Genomic DNA, 21,151 nt, shown 5'->3' on the forward strand with positions numbered 1-21,151 from the left:
TATATGCCAACTTTGACAAAGCTCAAGCGCTTTATAAAGGTTTTCCGATGATTCCACGTCTGCGGGCGAATTTCGTCACGCCCCTGCCCCCGGCCAGTTTCTTCGAACGGCTCATTGAAGCAGGCTTCAACGGTGACATAGAAACCGGCGCCGCGACGCGGACGGTTTTTGCGACCGACAATTCCATCTATCAGGTCGAGCCCGCAGCCATTCTTTTTCCGAAGGGCGCCGAAGATCTGAAAATTGTCGCAACCGTCCTTTCGGAACCGGCCTTCCGCACGATCGCGATTGCACCACGAGGCGGCGGCACCGGCACCAACGGACAATCGCTGACATCGGGCGTTGTGGTCGACTGTTCGCGGCATATGAACAGCATACTGGACATAGATCCGGTCCGAAGGGTTGCTCGCGTCCAGGCCGGCGTCGTCAAGGATCAGTTGAATCGCGCCTTGAAGCCATACGGCCTCTTCTTTGCGCCTGAGCTTTCCACCTCCAACCGCGCGACCATCGGCGGTATGGTTTCCACCGATGCCTGCGGCCAGGGCTCGTGTCTCTACGGAAAGACCAGCAACCATGTGCTCGGCCTGCGTATCGTGCTCGTCGACGGCTCCGAATGGTGGTCGCGCCCACTGGATGCGGCAGCGCTTGCCGAGGCTGCAGCGCGCCAGGACCGGATTGGAGAGATCCACAGGACGGTCGACCGGATCGCTAGAGAAAAGCACGACCGGATCGCAGAGGTCTTTCCGAACCTCAATCGCTATATGACCGGTTACGATCTCGCCCACATACGGCATCCCGACGGGCGTTTCGACCTCAACGCCATTCTCTGCGGCTCGGAGGGAACATTGGCGATAATCGCCGAGGCGGAGCTCAATCTTTTGCCGCTTCCGGCCCACGCCGCGCTGATCAACATCAGATATGGCGATTTCAACACGGCGCTGGAGGATGCCCGGACCCTGGCGGCGCTCAAAGTCGCTTCGGTAGAAACGATCGACGAGACAGTCTTGAAGCTCGCCAAGAGCGACATTGTCTGGAACAGCATCGCCCGGTTTTTCCCCGATGATGCAATCGGATCGGCAAACGGGATTAATATCGCCGAAGTTCTCGCCGACGATGAGGACGAGCTTGAACGCAAGTTATCCGAGATAACCGCAGCTATCGATACCGGTGCAAATGCACGCCGAAGAGGTTACACGGTGGTGCGGAGCCATGCCGAGATCGAAGCGATATGGTCGATGCGCAAGCGCGCCGTCGGCCTGCTCGGCAATGTGGAAGGGCCGGTCCGGCCCGTGCCCTTCGTCGAAGATACGGCTGTTCCCCCTGAAAACCTCGCGGCCTATATTCGCGAGTTCCGTGCATTGCTGGACGGTGCGGGCCTTTCATACGGCATGTTCGGCCATGTCGACGCCGGCGTGTTGCATGTGCGACCGGCGCTCGACCTAACCCGCGCAGATCATGTCCCATTGGTGCGCAACATCAGCGACGCAGTGGTGGCGCTCACCCGCAAATATGGCGGCGTCCTTTGGGGCGAACACGGCAAGGGCGTGCGTTCGGAATATGTGCCGGAATTCTTTGGCGACCTCTATCCCTGCCTGCAGGAGATCAAGCGGGCATTCGATCCGGAGAACCGGCTTAATCCCGGCAAGATCGCGGCGCCTTCAAACGAACCGCTTCTGAAAATAGACGAGGTGCCGCTTCGCGGCAGCGTCGACCGCGTTCTCGGCAACGAGATCCGCGCCGCCTTCGACAATGCCGCCTATTGCAACGGCAACGGCGCCTGTTTCGACTTTGACGAAGCAAGCCCGATGTGCCCTTCCTATAAGGCGACAGGCGACCGACGCTTCTCTCCAAAAGGCCGTGCCGCACTGATGCGGGAATGGCTGCGGCTCCTTGCCGAGAAGGGCGTCGATCCGCGCAGGGAAGCAGAGCGGGCGCGCGGCGCCAATCCCGTTTTTGATCTCGCCCGGCGCGCCTTGAACTCACTCAATCCCAAAAACCGGGATGACTTCTCGCATGAGGTGCGCGCTGCGATGGACACGTGCCTGGCCTGTAAGGCCTGCGCCGGCCAATGCCCCGTCAAGGTCAGCGTCCCATCGTTTCGTTCCAAGTTTTTGGAGCTTTATTACGGACGCTACCTGCGCCCCATGAAGGATCTGCTCGTCGCGACCATCGAGACCACTCTGCCCTTGATGGTTCGGATGCGTCCCGCATACAACCTATTCGTGGGAACGCTTGTGGGCCAGAAGCTGATGCATGTCGCCGGGCTGACGGCGCTGCCGCTGCTTCCACGCCTCTCCCTGGCGCGAGAGGCTGCCCGCCTGGGCGTGCCGATCGCGACCCCCAGCCGGATCGAAGCCTTGTCGCCTGACGAACGGAAACGGAGCGTCATTTTCGTTCCCGATAGCTTCACGGAGCATTTCGACCCGCAAGTTGCCGTCGCTGCGATAAAACTGGCGCGGAAAATGGGCCTGTCGCCCTTTCTCGCCGCCCATCATACCAACGGCAAGGCGTTGCATGTCCATGGCTATCTCGGCCGCTTTGAGAGGACTGCAGGGCAATCCGCCGTTTATTTCAATCGCCTGTCCGATAGCGGCGTGCCTCTCGTCGGCCTCGATCCGTCGATGACACTTGCCTATCGCAGCGAATACAAAAGCGCGGTCGGTGCGAAGCTGAAGGCAACCGTCCTCTTGCCGCAGGAATGGCTAACGGCCAATGTCGACAGGCTCGGCGCCCTGCCATCGACCGCCGAAGGCAAGAGGTTCCGATTGCTGGCCCATTGTACGGAACGCACGAACGCGCCCGCTTCCCTGGGGCAATGGAAAGCGGTGTTCGGAAGGTTAGGCATCGAACTTCAGACGGCTGACGTCGGCTGCTGTGGCATGGCAGGCACCTTCGGCCATGAAGCGCGCAACCGCGCCATCTCGGAGCGGCTTTATGCAATGAGCTGGAAACGCGAGATTGAAGCCGAGGATAAAACCAACATGCTGATGGCCACAGGTTATTCATGCCGGTCTCAAGTCAAGCAGATAGATCACAAAAGAATCTCGCATCCGTTTGAAGTGCTGAATGAAATAATTGCAGATTAGCACGACCATGCCGCGATCAAATGTGGCATGATATGTGATATGTGCTAAATTCGGCCCAGGAAAATCGGAGCAAAATCAGGTGTCGATCATCACGCAACGGGGAAATCTCGCGGAAATCGTTGTTGCGAAACTCAGTGAGCGCATCGATTCCGGTCTTTATGCGCCCGGCGAGAAGATTCCGTCAAGCGCGCAGCTTTGCGAAGAGTTCGGCGTTTCCCGGACCGTCATTCGCGAGGCGCTCACCTCCCTGAAAGTGGGAGGCCGGGTCACCGCGCGTCAGGGCGCTGGCGTCTATGTGAGCGAAAAGGATGCCAAGGCCCTCAATTTCGAGATAGGCCGCATCGAGGACATCCGCTCGGCCATGCAGATCCTCGAACTCCGGCTTGGTGTGGAGATGCAGTCCGTCGCGCTTGCCGCTACGCGGCGTACGCCGGAAGCTCTTGCTGAGATCGCACGCGCCTACGATCGGCTGGAAACGCTTGCAACGGAAGATGCGGAAGTCGAAGCGCGCGCTGATTTCGAATTTCACCTCGCCATTGCCCGCGCCACCCGCAATCCACATTTCCCAAACTTTCTGGAAGCGGTGATCGAGAGGATCAATTTCGATCTGCTGCTGAAGCATCGGCAATCCGCACGCAATTACGGCACCTATCTGAAGAAGATCAACAAGGAACACGCCGCCATTTTATCCGCCATTACTCAAGGCGATCCTAAGGCGGCAAAAAGCGCGCTGGCAACCCATCTGGAAGAAAGCCTCAATCGCTATCGCGCGCTGCTCGATGAGCCTGTGAGCAGCGAAACGGAGCAGTAGCGGAGAAAAAGTGGCCTGCGCCGCCCGTTTGCCGGGCGGCGCATCGTCTTTTTATTTGCCCTGTGCGATTGCCTGATCGCGAATTTGCGTAAGGCTCATCTTCGGCGTCAGCGCTTCCGGATCGATCCGGATTTCGATCAGGCTCGGCTTGCCCGATGCTTCACAACGTTCGAAGGCGCCGGCGAAATCCTCCGTCACCTCCACGGTTTCGCCGTGCAGCCCATAGGACCGGGCCAGCGAGGCAAAATCCGGGTTCGTCAGCCGGGTGCCTGACACACGGCCGGGATAGTTGCGCTCCTGATGCATGCGAATTGTTCCGTACATGCCGTTGTTGATGACGAGGAAGATGACGCGTGCGTCATATTGCATGGCGGTCGCCAGCTCCTGTCCGTTCATCAAGAAACATCCGTCGCCGGCGAAGGCCACGACAGTTCGCGAAGGATCAGTGATCTTCGCGGCGACCGCAGCCGGGACACCGTAACCCATCGAGCCATTGGTCGGACCAAGCTGGGTTCGGAAGGTACGGTACTGATAGAAGCGGTGCGCCCAGGCGGTATAATTGCCTGCCCCCATCGTCAGGATCGCGTCCGGCTTCAGATGGCCGCGCAGCCATTCCATTACAGCGCCCATCTGGACAGGACCCGGAACCTGCGGATGCTTGAGGTTTTCCAGATAGTCGGCATGCGCCGCCGCCGTCCAATCGGTCCGGGCGGGTGCCGCTGCAGGCTTGAGCTTCACCGCCTGGGCCAAGAAGCCCGCGACACTGGCGTTGATCGGCAATGTCGCGTGGTAGACGCGACCCAGTTCTTCCGCACCGGGGTGAATATGGACAAGCGTCTGCTTCGGAACCGGAATGTCGATCAAACTATAGGCGCCGGTGGTCATTTCGCCGAGGCGGGCCCCGATCGAGATCAGCAGGTCACAGTCTTTAACATGTTGAATCAGCTTCGGTCCCGCCGCCAGCCCGAGGTCGCCGGCATAATTCGGATGCGTGTTGTCGAAGAGGTCCTGGCAGCGGAAGGAGGCTGCGATCGGCAGGCTGAAAGTTTCCGAGAAGCTTTTCAGATCCGCCACCGCCTGCTGCGTCCAGCCACCGCCACCGACGATGGCCATCGGACGCTTGGCCTTGGACAGGAGTGCCTGCAATTCCTGCAATTGCGGCTCGCCGGCATAGGCCTCGACGCGCCGGTAGGCCGGCGTGTCGGCAACGTCGACCATGTCGGTCAGCATGTCTTCCGGCAGTGCCACAACCACCGGGCCGGGGCGCCCGTTGACAGCGCGATGGAATGCCTGGCTGATCAATTCGGGAATGCGGGCCGCATCCTCGATCTCAACCACCCACTTCGCCATCTGACCGAACATGCGCCGGTAATCGATCTCCTGAAAGGCTTCACGTTCCATCTGGTCACGCGCCACCTGGCCGATGAACAGGATCATCGGCGTGGAGTCCTGGAAGGCAGTGTGCACGCCGATGGAAGCGTTCGTTGCGCCCGGGCCGCGGGTGACGAAGCAGATGCCGGGCTTGCCCGTCATCTTGCCATAGGCTTCCGCCATATAGGACGCCCCGCCCTCCTGACGGCAGATGACGAATTCGATGGCACCTTCTGCGTCATGAAAAGCATCGAGCGCGGCAAGATAGCTTTCGCCCGGCACACCGAACACGCGATCGACGCCGTGGATCCGCAGGGCATCGACCAGAACCTGGCCGCCGCTGCGCTTTGAAGTTTCGTACCTCATGGGGTTCCCTTATCTTGTTCGTTAAATGACGGCGTCTTCGAGGAAGGGTCGGTTCGCTACCACCCGTTCGTAGCCGAAAGGCGCAAGATCGAGCGTCTTGAAACCCCCATAGGTGATGAGCTCCGACAGGCCCCGGCCCATCGCGGGCGACTGTTGCAAACCGTGGCCCGAAAAGCCGTTGGCGAAGAGAAAGTTTTTGACGTCCGTGTGGGGTCCGAGAACAACGTTGTGATCGAGGGTGCAATAGTCGTAATGACCGGCCCAGGAGTTGACCACCTTGATCGCTTCGAAGGCAGGCACGCGGTTTGCAAGGATCGGCCAGATTTCCTCGTCAAACTCGTCATGCATGACGTCGAAATCGTTCGGGTCCACTTCCGGATCGTGTTTCGGATAGGTACCCATCAGATAGAACTTGCCTTCCGGGCGGAAGAAAACGCCGGTCGGATCGATGGTCAGGCCAACTTTACCCTCCAAGGGCGTGCGGCAGTCGACAACGAAGAGAGAGCGACGGCGTGGCTCCACGGGGACGTCGAGCCCGGCCATCCGCGCGACCTTCTTGCCGTTGGTACCGGACGTATTGACCATCATGCCGCAGGCGATCGTCTGGCCGCTCTTCGTCGATACGGAAACGACGCGGTCTCCTTCCCTGTCAACAGCAACGACTTCGTCTTCGATGTACTCGACGCCGAGCGAGCGCGCTTTCTTTCGAAAGCCCTGCAGCAGACCGACGCTGTCGAACCAGCCTTCGCCGCGCTCGCCGGTGCTGCCGAGCGTCAATCCTTCGAGATTAAGCCAGGGAAATCGCCGGCCCAAGCCTTCCGGATCGAGAAGCGTTACTTCCGCCCCGCAAGAGACTTGTGTTTCATGATTGCGGCGCAGGACCTGCTCGCCACGCTCATCCTCGGCCAGGAAGAGATAGCCCGCTTCGTGGAAGCCGATTTCGGGGGTGTCGTCATCGACGGCGACATTTTCCTTGAAATTGCGGATGAATTCCGTGCCGAACTGCGAGACCTTCACGTTGATCGCGTTCGAGAACTGGTGGCGGATGGAGCTGGAAGACAGCGCCGTTGCCGAGCGCTGATAGGTCCAGTCCTTTTCAATCACGAGGACCGATCCTTTGAAGTCGGGATTAGTCGCGAGAAAATAAGCTGCGGAGCTGCCGACGACTGCGCCCCCGACAATGATCACGTCATATGCAGATCTGGAAGCTTGCATCGGCTCGCCTCACTTGTGTTCGTCTTCATAGTGACCAGCCGCCGCGAAGCTGCCGCCCTGGAAGCGAACCGCGGGATCGTTCGGATCACCCTGCTTGGTCTTTGCGAACACTTTTTCCGCGTAGTCGTCGGCGCTGTCTTCCGGCCTGTAACCAAGGGATGCCGCCGTGCGGTTATCCCAGAACGCTCGGCTATTGTTGGACATTCCATAGGCAACCATGAAACCGACGCGCTCGGCCGACAGGCTCTTTTCGACGAGCTGGCGGCAATCGCGATAGGAAAGCCAGGTGATGAGATGGCGTCGGTCGGTCGGCTCCGGGAAGGACGAGCCGATGCGCAGGCTCACGGTTTCGATGCCGAACTTGTCGAAATAATACCGGCCGAGATTCTCGACGAACGTCTTCGACACGCCATAAAGGCTATCGGGGCGGGTCGGCACGTTGCCGTCGATGGTTTCCGTCCGATCGTAAAAGCCGATGGCGTGAACGGAGCTGGCATAGATGATGCGCTTGACGCCGTGCTGCCGCGCCGCCTCGTAGATGTTGTAGCTGCCGACGATATTGGCATCGAGAATGGTCTTCCAGGGTGCTTCCAAGCCCTGGCCGCCCATGTGGATGATGGCTTCACAGCCCTCGACGGCCCTGGAAACCGCATCGAAATCAGCGAGGTCTGCTGGAAAATCCTCTTCATGCGGCTCGAGGTTTTCGCAGGAATTGCGCGCGGAAAGCCGAACGATCTTCCCAAGCTTCGTTCCGGATTTACGGAGCTGGGTTCCAAGAGCGCCGGCGGCGCCGGTCAGAAGCGTGCGTTTGTAGTCGGTCATGAGAATTCGTCCTGATTAGCGAAGCTTGGCCAGCGCGTCCGCTGTCCATTCGATGGCAAGGGAGAGGTTTTCGCGAGACGTTGCGAAAGACAGGCGAATATAGGGTTCGACGCCGAAAGCAGCGCCCGGCACGGTGGCGACTTTGCCCTCCGTGAGGAGGTAGGATGCCAGCGCCGTGTCGTTGGTGATTTTCGTCCCGTCAGGCGCCGTCTTGCCGATATAGGGAGCACATTTAGGGAAGAGATAAAATGCTCCCTCCGGCGCACGCACTTCAAGTCCGGGAATGGCGCCGAAGCCCCGTGCAACGAGATCGCCGCGCGCCTTGTATTCCTCGACAGCTTTCCTCACGAAATCCTGCGGTCCATTCAGCGCTGCCGCGGCTGCATACTGAGTAATCGAGGAAGGACATGTTGTGCTCTGGGACTGAAGCTTGTTCAGCACCTTGGTGAGTTCTTTCGGACCCGCGGCATAACCGAGCCGCCAGCCGGTCATGGCATAGGCCTTGGAGACCCCGTTGACGATCAAGGTACGGTCCTTGAGAGCCGGACACGCCACGGCGAAGGATGTAAACGGCACATCGCCGCAGACGATATGCTCGTAGATTTCGTCGGACATGATCGCAACGCGCGGATGGCGCGCCAATACGTCGCCGAGCGCTTCCAGTTCTTCAGCCGTATAGATTGCGCCTGTCGGATTGGACGGCGAGTTGAATAGGAACCAACGCGTCTTAGGGGTGATTGCCGCCTCCAGCCGTTCCGGCGTGATCTTGAAGGCGTCTTCCACTCCGCAAGGGACAACCTTGGGCGTCCCGCCATGCAGAATAACGATGTCGGTGTAGGAAACCCAATAGGGTGCGGGAACGACCACTTCATCGCCCGGCTCGAGCGTGCCGAGGAAGGCGTTAAAGAGGATCTGTTTGGCTCCGTTGCCGATGGAAATCTCGTCCATTGCGTAGTCCAGGCCGTTCTCGCGCTTGAACTTGGCAACGATTGCTTGGCGCAGTTCCGGCAGGCCGTCCGGGGCCGTATAGCGGGTGATCCCTTTGCGCATAGCCTCGATCGCGGCTTCGACTACGTGGGCGGGAGTATCGAAATCCGGTTCTCCGAGCGAGAGATCGACGACATGCTCGCCCCTTGCCCGCATCGCCTTGGCGGCGAGGGAAACCGCCATAGACGGCGACGACTTGATGGTGGCCGTGCGGCTGCTTTCGAATGCAATCATGTTCATGCCTGCCCTCCCCGGGTGCCGCCCTTGCCATAGGCTGCGGCCTGTTCTTTGGTGATATAGCCGTGCTTGAGATCGTGCTCGACGGCCTCGGCCGGGCGCTCGGCAGGATCGCCATAGCCGCCACCGCCCGGAAGCGACAGAACGAGGCGCCGGCCTTCCGGCACGAATTGCAGGCCCTTGCCCTTCAGCATCGTGCCGTCGTCAAGCGAAACGCCGCCCGATGCGCCATCAAGTCCGCCGTCGCGGCCGCGAGCCGGATGATTGAGCCGGTCGAACATCGCCGAGAAACGGAAGCTGTAACCTTCGGCCGCTTCGATCTCGATCATCTGACCGAGACCGCCGCGCTGAGCGCCTGCGCCACCGGACCCCTCGCGCAGCTCCTTGCGCCAGACGATGACCGGGCCGACATTTTCGGTCGCCTCGATCGGCATGGTATGGACGCCGCTCGGGAAGGCCGTTGCGTTGAGCCCGTCCAGCGAGGCGCGTGCGCCGGACCCGCCGGAATTGAACATCAGGATTTCGGCACCCTTGCCGCCGATCTGATCGGAAACAGGTCGCACGCTCATATGCAAGTTCCAGAGGGCGCTTGCACCTTCGGCAGGCACTTGTCCGGGAAGCGCCTGATGAAGCGCCCCCAGAACGAGATCGGGGACGAAATGCCCGAGCACGTGACGGACGGCGACCGGGGCAGGACGCTTGGCGTTGAGGATGCAGCCTTCCGGCGCGACGACGTCAAACGGAGCGAGGGAGGCCGCGTTGTTCGGAATTTCCGGAGCGACGACGCATTTGATGCCGTAGCAGGCATAGGCCTTCGCATAGACCAGCGGCACGTTGATGCCGAACTTGCTCATGCCCGATGTGCCATCGAAATCCACTACGACGCCATCCGGGCCGATGGTCAATTTTGCGGCCAGATGCACCGGCTCGTCATAGCCGTCGAGATCGAGGCTGTAGTTCCATGAACCGTGCGGAAGGTTCCTCAACCGCTCCAGCGTGGCCTCGCGGCTGTGCTTGAGGATGAAGCCGCCGATCATCGACAGATCTTCCAGATTGAATTCCGTCAGCATGTCGATGAGCCGGCGATGGCCGGTCTCGTTGCAGGCGGCAAGTGCGTGAAAATCGCCGACCACTTTGTCGCTTTCACGGACATTGTTGCGGACAATGTGGATCAGCGTCCGGTTCAGCTCTCCGCGCTCGAAGAACTTCATGATCGGGATGAAGATACCCTCTTCATAGACCTCGCGCGCATCCGGACCGAAGCCACGTCCGCCGACGTCGACGACGTGGGCGGTGGAGGCAAAATATCCGACCAGTTTGCCATGGTGAAAGGAAGGCGTGACGACGGTGATGTCGTGCAGATGGCCCGTGCCTTTCCACGGATCGTTGGTGATGTAGACATCGCCTTCGAAGATGTTCTCCGGGCCGATGTCACGGATGAAATGGGCGACTGATTCCGCCATTGCGTTGACATGGCCAGGCGTGCCGGTGACGGCCTGCGCCAGCATGCGACCATCCAGGTCAAAGACGCCGGCGGACAGGTCGCCCGCTTCGCGGACAGAGGTGGAGAAGGCCGTGCGGATCAGCGTCTGCGCCTGTTCCTCGACGACGGAGATCAAGCGGTTCCACATGACCTGCATATGGATATCGATCATGGATTGGTTCATGTAGCTATCCTCAAAACCGCGTTACGAGGAGGCAGCCATCGTTCTGGACGATTGCCTTGAAGGAAGAGGTGAGAACCGCGGAGGTTTCGCGCTCCACGATGACGGCGGGGCCCTTGACCACGTCGCCGGGCTTCAGGCTCGTGCGCTCGTGAATGCCTGCTTCGAGATAAGAGCCCTGCGAAGCTTCGAACAGACGGCGGGTTTGGCTCGGCTTGATGACGCTGCCTTCAGCGATCGGCGGAACGCGATCAACCGGCGGAAGCGGCGAGCTCGCCTTGACCGACCAACTGACCATCTCGATATCGAGGCCTTCGATGGCACGGCCGAAGAAGCGCTCGTACTCCCTTTCGAACAGAGCGGTGATCTTTTTGGCGCTGGCCGCATCAAACCGGTCGTCTTCAAGCGCCACCGGAATGTCCCAGCCCTGCCCCGCATAACGCATGAACAGGGTGCGCTCGATGGTCGGTGCGCCCTTGTCGAGACCACCTTCAACGAAGCCGAGGGCTTCGGCCTTCATGGACTCCAGCAACCGGTTGGCTTCGGCGAAATCGAAGCTCGAAAGATTGAAGACGGCGCTGCGCACGGACTCGTAGCCGAACGGCGCTTTGAGAAAGCCGATGGCGGAGCCCACGCCAGCGCCGGGAGGCACAAGGAAAGTGGAAATGCCCATCTTCTCGCACAGGCGCGCCGCATGCAGCGGCCCCGCGCCGCCGAAGGTGATCATCGTAAAATCGGAAATGTCCTTGCCGTTCTCGACGGTGTGAACACGGCCGGCATTGGCCATGTTCTCATCCACCATCTCGCAGGTTCCGTAAGCCGCCGCTTCCGGATCGAGCGCGATGACCGATCCGATATCGTCGCTCATCGCCCTGCGGCTCGCATCGATGGAAAGACGGATGGCGCCGCCGGCGAAATTTTCCGGATCGAGCTTGCCGAGGATAAGGTCGGCATCTGTCACCGTGGGGTTCTTGCCGCCGCGCTGATAGCAGGCAGGGCCAGGTTCGGACGCTGCCGAATGCGGTCCGACGCGGATTTGCCGCATGCCGTCAACGGAGGCGATAGAACCGCCACCCGCACCGATCTCCACCATTTCGACGACCGGGATGGAAATCGGCATGCCCGAACCCTTGCGGAAACGATAGGTGCGCGCGACCTCGAAAGTCTTGGCCGTCTTGGGAACCTGGTTCTCGATCAGGCAAATCTTGGCGGTGGTGCCGCCCATGTCGAAGGAAAGAACCGCGTCGAGACCGTGATGACGGGCAATATCAGCCGCGAAGATCGCGCCGCCGGCGGGGCCGGATTCGACCAGTCGCACTGGAAATTCCGAGGCGCTTTCGACGGACACGATGCCGCCGCCGGAATGGATCATGAAGACCGGGCAACCGACGCCGATGTCCTTCAGCGAGACGACGAGGCGATCGAGGTAGGATTTGATCGCCGGCTTTACATAAGCATTGGCACAAACCGTATTGAAGCGCTCGAACTCGCGCATCTGCGGCGAGACCTCGGATGAAATCGACACCGAGACATTCGGAAGACGCTTCAGGATGGCGTCGCGGACGGCAACCTCATGCGCACCGTTCACATAAGCATGGATGAAGCCGATAGCGACACTCTCATAGCCGCCATCCGCGATCTTTTCGACCACAGCCGCCACCGAGGCCTCGTCTAGCGTCAGGAGGACCTTGCCCGACGCATCGACGCGCTCACGCACCACGAAGCGGTCGGCGCGCGCAATGAGGGCCGGCGGCAGGGAAATATTGAGGTCATATTGCTCGAAACGGTTCTCGGTGCGCATTTCCAGCACATCACGAAAACCCTCCGTCGTCACGAAGGCAGTCTTCGCGCCGCGCCGCTCGATCAGCGCATTGGTGGCAAGGGTCGTGCCGTGAATGAGAATGTCTATCTCCGAAAGCGCAATGCCCGCCATGTCGGCGACGGCCCTCACACCCTTCAGGATCGCGCGCTCGGGCGCCGTGTAATCCGTCAAAACCTTCGTCGAGTGAAGCGCGCCACCCAGATCGAGCGCGATATCGGTAAAGGTGCCGCCGATGTCGACGCCGACCCGGCAGTTTCGTGGTGCGTTGTTCACCAGCTTGTTCCCCACTTTTGTCTTCCGCCCGAAGCGTCAGATCCGGTTGAGACCGCAACCATGCGGCCGCGCGTCTGAGCATTCTCCTCCACGACAAGCGGTGCCGCAACATTTCCGCTTGACGTTCTTTGTATATGTCACTTATCATATAACTGTCAACTGGGAAGAGGGCTAAAAACGCTGCAAAAAGCGCCAAGCCCCGAACTCCAAAAAGCGAGAATTACCTAATGAAATTAGGTAGTTCTTTGAATCAATAACATGCGAATACGGGCTGAACCCGCATCTGATCAACCTGAACGAAGTAGCTTCAACCAGAGGGAAAATTCCATGAAATCGATTTCCAGGCTCTTGACGGCGACCATGCTCACGTCCGCCCTGCTCTTCTCCAACGCCTTGGCGGCAGACACGATCAAGATCGGCGTCGCCGGACCATTCACGGGCGCAAACGCCACCTTCGGCGAACAGGTGTTCAACGGGGTGTCGGCCTATATCAATGACGTAAATGCTGCCGGCGGCATCAACGGCAAAAAGATCGAGCTGGTGAAGGGCGATGACGCCTGCGAACCCAAGCAGGCCGTCGCGGTTGCCAACCGCTTCGTCGATCAGGACAAAGTAAACGCCGTGATCGGACATTTCTGCTCGTCCAGCACAATCCCGGCATCCGAGGTCTATAACGATGCCGGCATTCTGGAAATGACGCCGTCCTCGACCAACCCGACGGTCACCGATCGCGGTTTTGACAATCTGTTCCGTGGCTGCGGTCGTGACGACCAGCAGGCGGTCGTCGCCGGCAGCTTCATTCTGGATACGCTGAAGCGTGACAAGATCGCTCTCATCCACGACAAGGACACCTACGGTCAGGGCCTGGTGGATGCAGTCAAGAAGACCATCGAAGCACGCGGCATCAAGCCGGTCCTTTATGAAGGCTTGACGCGCGGGGAGCGCGACTTCAACGCGCTTGTCACCAAGATCAAGAGCTCCGGCGCAAACGCGGTCTACTTTGGTGGCCTCATCCCGGAAGGCGGGCCGCTTGTTCGCCAGCTTAAGGAACAGGGCGTCGATGTCGTATTCGTCACCGGTGACGCCTTCGCGCAGGCGGAACTTGTCTCCGCCGCCGGCGGCCCGGCGAACCTGAAGAATGTCTACTACTCGGCGACACCCGATCCGCTGGAAGACCCCTCCACGAAGGGCGTTCAGGATGCGCTGAAGAAGGCGAACATCACCCCGGCAAACTATGTCCTGTATGGCTACGCGAACGCTCAGGCAATCGTTGCCGCGCTCAAGGCCGGCGAAGACCTGAAGGCTCAGGCCGCTTGGCTGCGCACCAACACCGTTGATTCCGCGATCGGCAAGGTCACGTGGGACAAGAAGGGCGACATCAAGGACTTCAAGTTCGTCTTCTACAACTTCGACGACAAGGGAACCCCCGTTCTCGTGAAGTAAGGCAGCTTTGCCTGCGCGCCGGATCATCGGTCCGGCGCGCTCATCCATGCCCTAAAAAACACAAGAGGGGTTCGCCATGGACTTTTACATCCTGGTTCAACAATTGTTCAACGGCATTACGCTGGGGACGATCTACGGCCTGATCGCCGTGGGATACACCATGGTCTATGGTGTCATCCGCATGATCAACTTCGCCCATGGCGACGTCTACATGGTCTCTGCCTACATTGCCGCTATCGTCCTGGCGGTGCTCAGCTTCTTCGGCGTTCAATCCGTTCCGTTCGCGCTGATCACGGTGCTCGTCATTAGCTGCGCCATCACCGCCGTCTATGGCTGGACGATCGAACGTGTCGCCTATCGGCCGCTGCGCGGCTCGACCAAGCTCGCGCCACTCATCTCGGCGATCGGAATTTCGCTCATGCTGCAGAGCTATGTCCAGATCGCTCAGGGTGCGCGAGACCAGGGAGTGCCGACCCTCATTCAAGGCGCGTTCCGCTTCGGCGATGACACCCATTTTGCGCAGATCACCTATATGCAGACCGTGATCCTGTTCGCCTCATTGATCGCCATGGGAATTCTGACCTACGTGATCAACTACACGCGAATTGGGCGCGAATGCCGGGCGACCCAGCAGAATATCCGCATCTCGGCCGTTCTTGGCGTCAATACCGACCGCATCATCTCGACGATCTTCGTTATCGGTGCGGCGACTGCCGCTGTCGGCGGAACGCTCGTCACCTTCAACTATGGCTCTTTCAATTTCTTCATCGGCTTCGTCATGGGTATCAAGGCGTTCACCGCCGCCGTTCTCGGCGGGATCGGATCGCTGCCGGGTGCCGTGCTGGGCGGAGTGCTGCTTGGATTAACAGAAGCCCTTTTCGCCGGTTACGTCAGTACCGACTACAAGGACGTCTTTGCCTTCGCGCTGCTCATCATCCTGCTGTTTTTCCGTCCCTCCGGCCTTCTGGGCCGCCCGGAAATCCAGAAAGTCTAAATGAGGAGCCAGGCAACATGAAACCCCACAGGCTAGTTGCGCTTGCCAAGGAAGCGCTTCTCACATTTACCGTTTGCATCGTTCTGTTCGGCCCGATCTCCGGACTGGTTCTGGAGGGCTTCTCCTTCCAAAACCAACTGATGCGGGCGGTCACATTGGCGGCAATCGTCACGCTTGGACGTCTTGCGATCTCGGTTTTCCAGTCCAGCAGATTGGGCAAGGGATTCAGGCAACGCTTTGCCGGAAATAATGCCGGCGTCACGGTCATGACCGGCAAGGAAAAATCGCCGGTGCTGCTTCTCGCTGTCCTGTTCCTTGCAGGACTGAGCCTCCCCTTCGTCGCGGACAAGTACTTTCTCGGCGTCGCCATACTGGCGCTGATCTACTGCCTGCTCGGCCTGGGATTGAATATCGTCGTAGGTCTCGCAGGTCTGCTCGATCTTGGATTTGTGGCCTTTTACGCAGTCGGCGCTTACCTGCTTGCGCTTGGCTCGCAATATGTCGGCTTCGGATTCTGGACGGCTTTGATCATAGCCCCGTTCCTTGCCGGCCTCTGCGGGATGATCCTAGCCTTTCCCGTGCTGAAGATGCACGGCGACTATCTTGCCATCGTGACGCTGGGGTTTGGCGAGATCATCCGTCTCATATTGAACAATTGGGGCGATTTCACCGGAGGTCCAAACGGCGCTCCCGTTCCGCCGCCGACAATCCTCGGCCTGGAATTCACCCGCACCGCAAAACAAGGCGGCGTTCCGCTGCATGAATATTTGGGCATTCCTTACAGCGCGGACTACAAATTCTGGTTCATCTACCTCGTACTTTTCCTTGCCGTCTGCATGGTCATCTATGTAGTCGAGCGGCTTCGCGTCATGCCGCTTGGGCGCATGTGGGAAGCGCTGCGCGAAGATGAGGTCGCCTGCCGCTCTCTGGGGGTAAACCACGTCTTCACGAAGCTCACCGCCTTCATGCTCGGCGCATCGACTGGCGGGCTTGCCGGTGTCTTCTTCGCCGTCCACCAAGGCTTCGTCAATCCGACGTCCTTCACCTTCTTCGAATCGGCCCTCATCCTTGCCATCGTTGTCCTTGGCGGCCTTGGATCAACCATCGGCGTCATCCTTGCCGCTCTCGTGCTGACCGTCCTGCCGGAAATGCTGCGAGAGTTCGCGGAATATCGCGTTCTGGTGTTCGGCGTCCTCATGGTCGTGATGATGATTTGGAAGCCGCGCGGCCTGGTTCGGATCAAACGCCCGGCATTCTTCCCGAGCACCAGGATGGAAGCGAGCAGCGCCGAAATGCCCCTCCAGACCCAATTGGAGGCGAGACGATGAGTGAGCCCATACTGGACGTCCAAAATGTCACGATGCGTTTTGGCGGCATCATCGCCAACCGCAATGTCAGCTTCCGCGTCGAACGAGGTTCGATTACGGCGCTGATCGGCCCCAACGGAGCCGGCAAAACGACGATGTTCAACTGCATTACCGGGTTCTATCGCGCAAGCGAGGGCCGGATCGTCCTGAACGGAACTAATGGTGCAGAGGACGTCGGCGAGCTGGTTACAAAACCGATTTCCGGCGGCTCGCATCTCGTAACGCGCGCCGGCATCGCGAGGACATTTCAGAACATCCGTCTGTTCAAGGAGATGTCGGTCGTCGAAAACCTCCTCGTCGCTCAGCACCTTGCGACACGCAACAATCTTCTGAGCGGCGTCTTTTTCACCCCGGGGTTCCGGAGAGCCGAACGCGAAGCGGTGGATCGCGCCTACTATTGGCTCGAGCAGATGAGCCTAGTCGAGGATGCCAATCGCCTCGCGGCCGAACTTCCTTACGGTCGCCAGCGGCGCCTTGAGATCGCTCGGGCGATGTGCACTGCGCCGAGGCTGATCTGCCTCGACGAGCCCGCCGCCGGCCTCAATCCCTCCGAAACACGGGATCTGTCCGAGGTCATCCAACGGCTCTGCAACGAACACGGCCAAACAGTTCTCGTCATCGAGCACGACATGAGCCTGGTCATGCGCATTTCCAACCATATCGTCGTACTCGACCACGGAGAGGTCATCTCCGACGGCACGCCCGCGCATGTCGCCAACGATCCCGCTGTGGTTGCGGCCTATCTGGGTGTCAGTGAAGAGGAGGTGCAAGCATGAGCCAGCCTTCCGGTATAAAGATACCGCTTCTGGAATTTGTCGCCGTCCATGCTCATTACGGCCCGGTCGAAGCCCTGAAAGCGGTTGACGTCAACATCTTCGAGGGCGAGATCGTCAGCCTGATCGGCGCAAACGGCGCAGGCAAAACGACATTGCTGTCATCGATTTTCGGCGCGCCGCGCGCCTCTTCCGGCAGGATTTTACATCGCGGCGAGGACATCTCGCGCATACCGACGAACAGGATTTCCCGCCGCGGCATCGCGCTCGTTCCGGAGGGTCGCCAGATCTATCAGGAAATGACCGTGGAAGAGAACATGATGATGGGCACGACACCCATCGGCATGGCCTATTTCGAGGACGATCGAACGACCATGTTCGAACTCTTTCCTCGCCTCAAGGAACGTCGCAACCAGACAGCCGGTACGATGTCGGGCGGTGAACAACAGATGCTCGCAATTGCCCGGGCAATGATGGCTCGCCCCGAATTGATCCTATTCGACGAGCCCTCGCTCGGACTGGCGCCTCTCGTAGTGAAGCGCGTATTCGAGGTGCTGCGCGAGATCGCATCCACGGGCAAGACGATCTTTCTGGTCGAGCAAAATGCCAATCACGCGCTCAAGCTCTCGCAGCGAGCCTATGTCATGGTGAACGGGAAGATCCACCTTTCCGGCGAGAGCGCCTCTCTTCTCGACAACCAGGAAGTCCGCAAGGCCTATCTCGGACTGCATTGAACGGAACCATCTCCATGCTGCACAAGAACCTGATTGCCGGTGAATGGGTTGCGGGCGACGCGTCTGCAAACATCAACCCATCCAACACCAACGAGAGTGTCGGGGAATATGCTCGCGCGAGCGCTGATGATACCAGGGCCGCGATCGCTGCGGCAAAGACGGCGTTCCCAGCCTGGTCGCGTTCGCCGATCCTGGAGCGTCATGCCGTCTTGAAGAAGACGGGCGACGAAATCGTGGCCCGGAAGGAAGAACTTGGCCGGCTCCTCGCCCAAGAGGAAGGCAAGACTCTTCCCGAGGCGATTGGAGAGGTGACCCGCGCGGGACAGATCTTCGATTTCTTTGCCGGTGAAGTGCTGCGGCTTTCAGGCGAAATCCTTCCTTCGGTTCGGCCCGGCATCGGTGTCGAGATCACCCGTGAACCGGTTGGTGTCGTCGGGGTGATTACACCCTGGAACTTTCCAATTGCGATTCCCGCTTGGAAAATCGCTCCGGCACTAGCTTACGGCAACACCGTCGTCTTGAAACCGGCCGACCTGGTGCCGGGTTGCGCCTGGGCGCTCGTCGACATCATTCATCGTGCCGGCGCGCCAGCCGGTGTCATCAATCTGGTCATGGGCCGCGGCAGCGTGGTTGGGCAAACCATGCTCGACAGCCCCGACGTGAACGCTCTGACATTCACCGGATCGGTAGGGACCGGCAAACGCGTCGCATTGTCGTCCATCGAGCATAACAGGAAGTTCCAGCTCGAGATGGGCGGCAAAAATCCGTTTGTGGTTTTGGACGATGCAGACCTTTCCGTCGCCGTCGAAGCAGCCGCCAACTCTTCCTTTTTCTCGACAGGCCAGCGATGCACCGCGTCCTCCCGCCTGATCGTGACGGAAGGCATCCATGACCGCTTTGTCGCCGCGTTGACGGAACGCATGAAGGGACTCGTTATTGATGATGCCCTCAAGGGCGGCACTCATATCGGCCCGGTCGTCGACGAAAGCCAATTGAAGCAGGATGTGGAATATATCGATATCGGGCGTCGGGAAGGCGCAAAGCTTGCATTCGGTGGCGAGCAACTGGAACGAAGCACGCCCGGCTTCTATCTGCAGCCGGCCTTGTTCACCGAAGCCACCAATCAGATGCGGATTGCGCGCGAAGAAATATTTGGCCCTGTCGCTGCAGTCATCAGGGTGAAGGACTACGAGGAGGCACTTGCGGTCGCAAATGACACCAATTTCGGCCTGTCCTCCGGCATTGCGACGACCAGCCTGAAATATGCGACCCATTTCAAACGAAACTCGGAGGCCGGAATGGTGATGGTCAACCTTCCAACCGCCGGTGTCGACTTCCACGTACCATTCGGCGGACGAAAAGGCTCGTCCTATGGGCCGCGTGAACAGGGCCGATACGCGGCGGAATTCTATACCTCGGTCAAGACCGCCTACACGCTCGCATAAGGAAATATGTGATGAAGATTCTCGTCCCGGTGAAGCGGGTGGTTGATTACAACGTGAAGATCCGCGTGAAGGCGGATGGCACGGGTGTCGAGCTTGCGAATGTGAAGATGTCGATGAACCCGTTCGACGAGATCTCGGTCGAGGAAGCGCTGCGGCTGAAGGAAGCCGGCAAGGCGGAAGAGGTGGTGGTGGTATCGATCGGTCCGGCCAAGGCCGAGGAGACGCTGAGGACGGCGCTCGCCATGGGGGCGGATCGCGCCATCCTGGTCGAGACCGACGATCAGGTCGAGCCGCTGGCTGTCGCCAAGATCCTCAAGGGTGTCGCCGATGCCGAACAGCCGGGGCTGATCATCGTCGGCAAGCAGGCGATCGATGATGACTCGAACCAGACCGGCCAGATGTTGGCGGCCCTCTTGGGCACGGCGCAGGCAACCTTTGCCTCGAAGATCGAGATCGGCGATGGCAAGGCGACTGTCACCCGCGAGGTCGATGGCGGCCTGCAGACGATCGAGGTCAAGCTGCCGGCGGTGGTCACGACGGACCTGCGCCTCAACGAGCCGCGTTATGCCTCGCTGCCGAACATCATGAAGGCGAAGAAGAAGCCGCTCGACAAGAAGGCACCTGCCGACTTCGGCGTCTCCACCGAGCCGCGCCTGAAGGTGCTGAAGACCGAAGAGCCGTCCGGCCGCAAGGCAGGCGTCAAGGTCAAGTCGGTGGCCGAGCTGGTCGAAAAACTCAAGACCGAAGCCGGCGTGCTTTAATCCAGTCCGAACGAGGAGTTAGACACCATGGCCATTCTTCTTCTGGCTGATCATGACAGCAACCACCTTTCCGACCAGACCGCCAAGGCGCTGACGGCGGCGACACAGATTGCCCAGGGAACGGGAAGCGAGGTGCACGTTCTCGTCGCCGGCGCGGGCGCCAACACTGCGGCCGAACAGGCAGCGAAACTCTCCGGTGTCTCCAAGGTGCTGGTTGCCGACGATGCCAGCCTCGCCAACAATCTCGCCGAACCGCTTGCCGATCTGATCGTGGCGCTCGCCGCTTCCTATGACACCATCCTGACGGCGGCCACCTCGGTCGGCAAGAATGTCATGCCGCGGGTTGCCGCTTTGCTCGATGTCGCCCAGGTCTCGGAAATCATCGAAGTCGTCTCCGCCGACACCTTCAAGCGGCCGATCTATGCCGGCAATGCCATTCAGACGGTGCAGTCGACCGATGCCAGACGCGTGATTACCGTGCGCACCGCTTCCTTCGCCTCTGCCGCAGACGGTGGTTCGGCCACGATCGAAGCAATCCCGGCGGTCGCCAATCCCGGCCTGTCCAGCTTCGTCGCCGATGCGCTGTCGACCTCGGACCGTCCGGAACTCACGTCGGCAAAGATCATCATCTCCGGTGGCCGGGCGCTCGGTTCGGCAGAAAAGTTCAAGGAGGTCATCCTTCCGGTTGCCGACAAGCTCGGGGCTGCGGTCGGCGCATCCCGCGCTGCCGTCGATGCAGGCTATGCGCCGAACGACTGGCAGGTCGGCCAGACCGGCAAGGTGGTGGCACCACAGCTCTATATCGCCTGCGGCATCTCCGGTGCCATCCAGCATCTCGCCGGCATGAAGGATAGTAAGGTCATCGTCGCCATCAACAAGGACGAAGAGGCCCCGATCTTCCAGATCGCCGACTACGGCCTCGTCGCCGATCTCTTCGAGGCTTTGCCTGAGCTTTTGCGCTCGGTCTGAGATAGCCTGCT

The 21,151-nt window shown here is 59.9% G+C and carries 16 protein-coding genes; 10 read left to right on the forward strand and 6 right to left on the reverse strand.

From position 1 onward, the window contains the following. The first annotated feature begins 47 nt into the window (after nucleotides 1–47). Nucleotides 48–3,086: a D-2-hydroxyglutarate dehydrogenase YdiJ gene (ydiJ, locus tag PH547_RS16215; RefSeq protein WP_285168834.1), complete on the forward strand. Its 3,039-nt coding sequence runs from the start codon at nucleotides 48–50 to the stop codon at nucleotides 3,084–3,086. A 79-nt stretch (nucleotides 3,087–3,165) separates the two neighbouring features. Further along, the gene (locus PH547_RS16220) at nucleotides 3,166–3,897 is read left to right on the forward strand and encodes a FadR/GntR family transcriptional regulator (RefSeq protein WP_104826130.1); all 732 of its coding nucleotides are present in this window, start codon (nucleotides 3,166–3,168) and stop codon (nucleotides 3,895–3,897) included. Nucleotides 3,898–3,948: 51 nt separating this feature from the next. Here PH547_RS16220 and PH547_RS16225 read toward each other — a convergent pair whose 3' ends face one another. From PH547_RS16225 to PH547_RS16250, 6 genes are read right to left on the reverse strand one after another with little or no spacing between them, the layout of a single operon-like run. Further along, complete coding sequence (locus tag PH547_RS16225; protein ID WP_285168835.1) at nucleotides 3,949–5,634, reverse strand: thiamine pyrophosphate-binding protein; 1,686 nt, start codon at nucleotides 5,632–5,634, stop codon at nucleotides 3,949–3,951. A 21-nt stretch (nucleotides 5,635–5,655) separates the two neighbouring features. Beyond that, the gene (locus PH547_RS16230; RefSeq protein WP_285168836.1) at nucleotides 5,656–6,849 is read right to left on the reverse strand and encodes an NAD(P)/FAD-dependent oxidoreductase; all 1,194 of its coding nucleotides are present in this window, start codon (nucleotides 6,847–6,849) and stop codon (nucleotides 5,656–5,658) included. 9 nt (nucleotides 6,850–6,858) lie between these two features. Further along, a complete protein-coding gene (locus PH547_RS16235; RefSeq protein WP_285168837.1) occupies nucleotides 6,859–7,671 on the reverse strand; it encodes an NAD-dependent epimerase/dehydratase family protein in 813 nt (270 codons plus the stop codon). A 15-nt stretch (nucleotides 7,672–7,686) separates the two neighbouring features. Further along, nucleotides 7,687–8,898 carry a pyridoxal phosphate-dependent aminotransferase gene (locus PH547_RS16240; RefSeq protein ID WP_285168838.1) on the reverse strand — a complete coding sequence of 404 codons (1,212 nt, stop codon included), beginning with the start codon at nucleotides 8,896–8,898 and terminating at the stop codon, nucleotides 7,687–7,689. Further along, nucleotides 8,895–10,562: a hydantoinase B/oxoprolinase family protein gene (locus PH547_RS16245; RefSeq protein ID WP_260304686.1), complete on the reverse strand. Its 1,668-nt coding sequence runs from the start codon at nucleotides 10,560–10,562 to the stop codon at nucleotides 8,895–8,897. The genes PH547_RS16240 and PH547_RS16245 overlap by 4 nt, the downstream gene beginning before the upstream one ends. 10 nt (nucleotides 10,563–10,572) lie before the next feature. Beyond that, on the reverse strand, nucleotides 10,573–12,654 hold the full coding sequence (locus PH547_RS16250; protein ID WP_285168839.1) for a hydantoinase/oxoprolinase family protein: 2,082 nt from the start codon (nucleotides 12,652–12,654) through the stop codon (nucleotides 10,573–10,575). 327 nt (nucleotides 12,655–12,981) lie between these two features. Here PH547_RS16250 and PH547_RS16255 point away from each other — a divergent pair, with 327 nt between their 5' ends. The 8 genes from PH547_RS16255 (at nucleotide 12,982) to PH547_RS16290 (ending at nucleotide 21,140) form a co-directional block, all read left to right on the forward strand. Then, the gene (locus PH547_RS16255; protein WP_104826125.1) at nucleotides 12,982–14,097 is read left to right on the forward strand and encodes an ABC transporter substrate-binding protein; all 1,116 of its coding nucleotides are present in this window, start codon (nucleotides 12,982–12,984) and stop codon (nucleotides 14,095–14,097) included. 76 nt (nucleotides 14,098–14,173) lie between these two features. Then, the gene (locus PH547_RS16260; RefSeq protein ID WP_104826124.1) at nucleotides 14,174–15,091 is read left to right on the forward strand and encodes an ABC transporter permease subunit; all 918 of its coding nucleotides are present in this window, start codon (nucleotides 14,174–14,176) and stop codon (nucleotides 15,089–15,091) included. Nucleotides 15,092–15,108: 17 nt separating this feature from the next. Continuing rightward, nucleotides 15,109–16,419, forward strand: a complete 1,311-nt coding sequence (livM, locus tag PH547_RS16265; RefSeq protein ID WP_285168840.1) for a high-affinity branched-chain amino acid ABC transporter permease LivM — start codon at nucleotides 15,109–15,111, stop codon at nucleotides 16,417–16,419. Beyond that, on the forward strand, nucleotides 16,416–17,234 hold the full coding sequence (locus PH547_RS16270; protein ID WP_260304681.1) for an ABC transporter ATP-binding protein: 819 nt from the start codon (nucleotides 16,416–16,418) through the stop codon (nucleotides 17,232–17,234). The genes livM and PH547_RS16270 overlap by 4 nt, the downstream gene beginning before the upstream one ends. Next, the gene (locus tag PH547_RS16275; protein ID WP_285168841.1) at nucleotides 17,231–17,965 is read left to right on the forward strand and encodes an ABC transporter ATP-binding protein; all 735 of its coding nucleotides are present in this window, start codon (nucleotides 17,231–17,233) and stop codon (nucleotides 17,963–17,965) included. Before PH547_RS16270 ends, PH547_RS16275 begins: the two co-directional genes overlap by 4 nt. Nucleotides 17,966–17,979: 14 nt before the next feature. Continuing rightward, the gene (locus PH547_RS16280; RefSeq protein ID WP_104826120.1) at nucleotides 17,980–19,410 is read left to right on the forward strand and encodes an aldehyde dehydrogenase family protein; all 1,431 of its coding nucleotides are present in this window, start codon (nucleotides 17,980–17,982) and stop codon (nucleotides 19,408–19,410) included. A gap of 11 nt (nucleotides 19,411–19,421) precedes the next feature. Then, on the forward strand, nucleotides 19,422–20,171 hold the full coding sequence (locus PH547_RS16285) for an electron transfer flavoprotein subunit beta/FixA family protein (RefSeq protein WP_285168842.1): 750 nt from the start codon (nucleotides 19,422–19,424) through the stop codon (nucleotides 20,169–20,171). A gap of 27 nt (nucleotides 20,172–20,198) precedes the next feature. Next, the gene (locus PH547_RS16290; RefSeq protein WP_285168843.1) at nucleotides 20,199–21,140 is read left to right on the forward strand and encodes an electron transfer flavoprotein subunit alpha/FixB family protein; all 942 of its coding nucleotides are present in this window, start codon (nucleotides 20,199–20,201) and stop codon (nucleotides 21,138–21,140) included. The last annotated feature ends 11 nt before the right edge of the window (nucleotides 21,141–21,151 follow it).

Source organism: Rhizobium cerradonense, assembly GCF_030182455.1.
In the GTDB taxonomy this organism is placed as follows: Bacteria; Pseudomonadota; Alphaproteobacteria; order Rhizobiales; family Rhizobiaceae; genus Rhizobium.

Bases quoted from the DNA above. Each gene is read 5' to 3' on its own strand.
- PH547_RS16235 (WP_285168837.1), bottom strand. From the start codon at position 7,671: ATGACCGACTACAAACGCACGCTTCTGACCGGCGCCGCCGGCGCTCTT.
- PH547_RS16230 (WP_285168836.1), bottom strand. From the start codon at position 6,849: ATGCAAGCTTCCAGATCTGCATATGACGTGATCATTGTCGGGGGCGCA.
- PH547_RS16255 (WP_104826125.1), top strand. From the start codon at position 12,982: ATGAAATCGATTTCCAGGCTCTTGACGGCGACCATGCTCACGTCCGCC.
- PH547_RS16290 (WP_285168843.1), top strand. From the start codon at position 20,199: ATGGCCATTCTTCTTCTGGCTGATCATGACAGCAACCACCTTTCCGAC.
- PH547_RS16280 (WP_104826120.1), top strand. From the start codon at position 17,980: ATGCTGCACAAGAACCTGATTGCCGGTGAATGGGTTGCGGGCGACGCG.
- PH547_RS16245 (WP_260304686.1), bottom strand. From the start codon at position 10,562: ATGAACCAATCCATGATCGATATCCATATGCAGGTCATGTGGAACCGC.
- PH547_RS16285 (WP_285168842.1), top strand. From the start codon at position 19,422: ATGAAGATTCTCGTCCCGGTGAAGCGGGTGGTTGATTACAACGTGAAG.
- PH547_RS16270 (WP_260304681.1), top strand. From the start codon at position 16,416: ATGAGTGAGCCCATACTGGACGTCCAAAATGTCACGATGCGTTTTGGC.
- PH547_RS16225 (WP_285168835.1), bottom strand. From the start codon at position 5,634: ATGAGGTACGAAACTTCAAAGCGCAGCGGCGGCCAGGTTCTGGTCGAT.
- PH547_RS16260 (WP_104826124.1), top strand. From the start codon at position 14,174: ATGGACTTTTACATCCTGGTTCAACAATTGTTCAACGGCATTACGCTG.
- ydiJ (WP_285168834.1), top strand. From the start codon at position 48: ATGATTCCACGTCTGCGGGCGAATTTCGTCACGCCCCTGCCCCCGGCC.
- livM (WP_285168840.1), top strand. From the start codon at position 15,109: ATGAAACCCCACAGGCTAGTTGCGCTTGCCAAGGAAGCGCTTCTCACA.
- PH547_RS16275 (WP_285168841.1), top strand. From the start codon at position 17,231: ATGAGCCAGCCTTCCGGTATAAAGATACCGCTTCTGGAATTTGTCGCC.
- PH547_RS16240 (WP_285168838.1), bottom strand. From the start codon at position 8,898: ATGAACATGATTGCATTCGAAAGCAGCCGCACGGCCACCATCAAGTCG.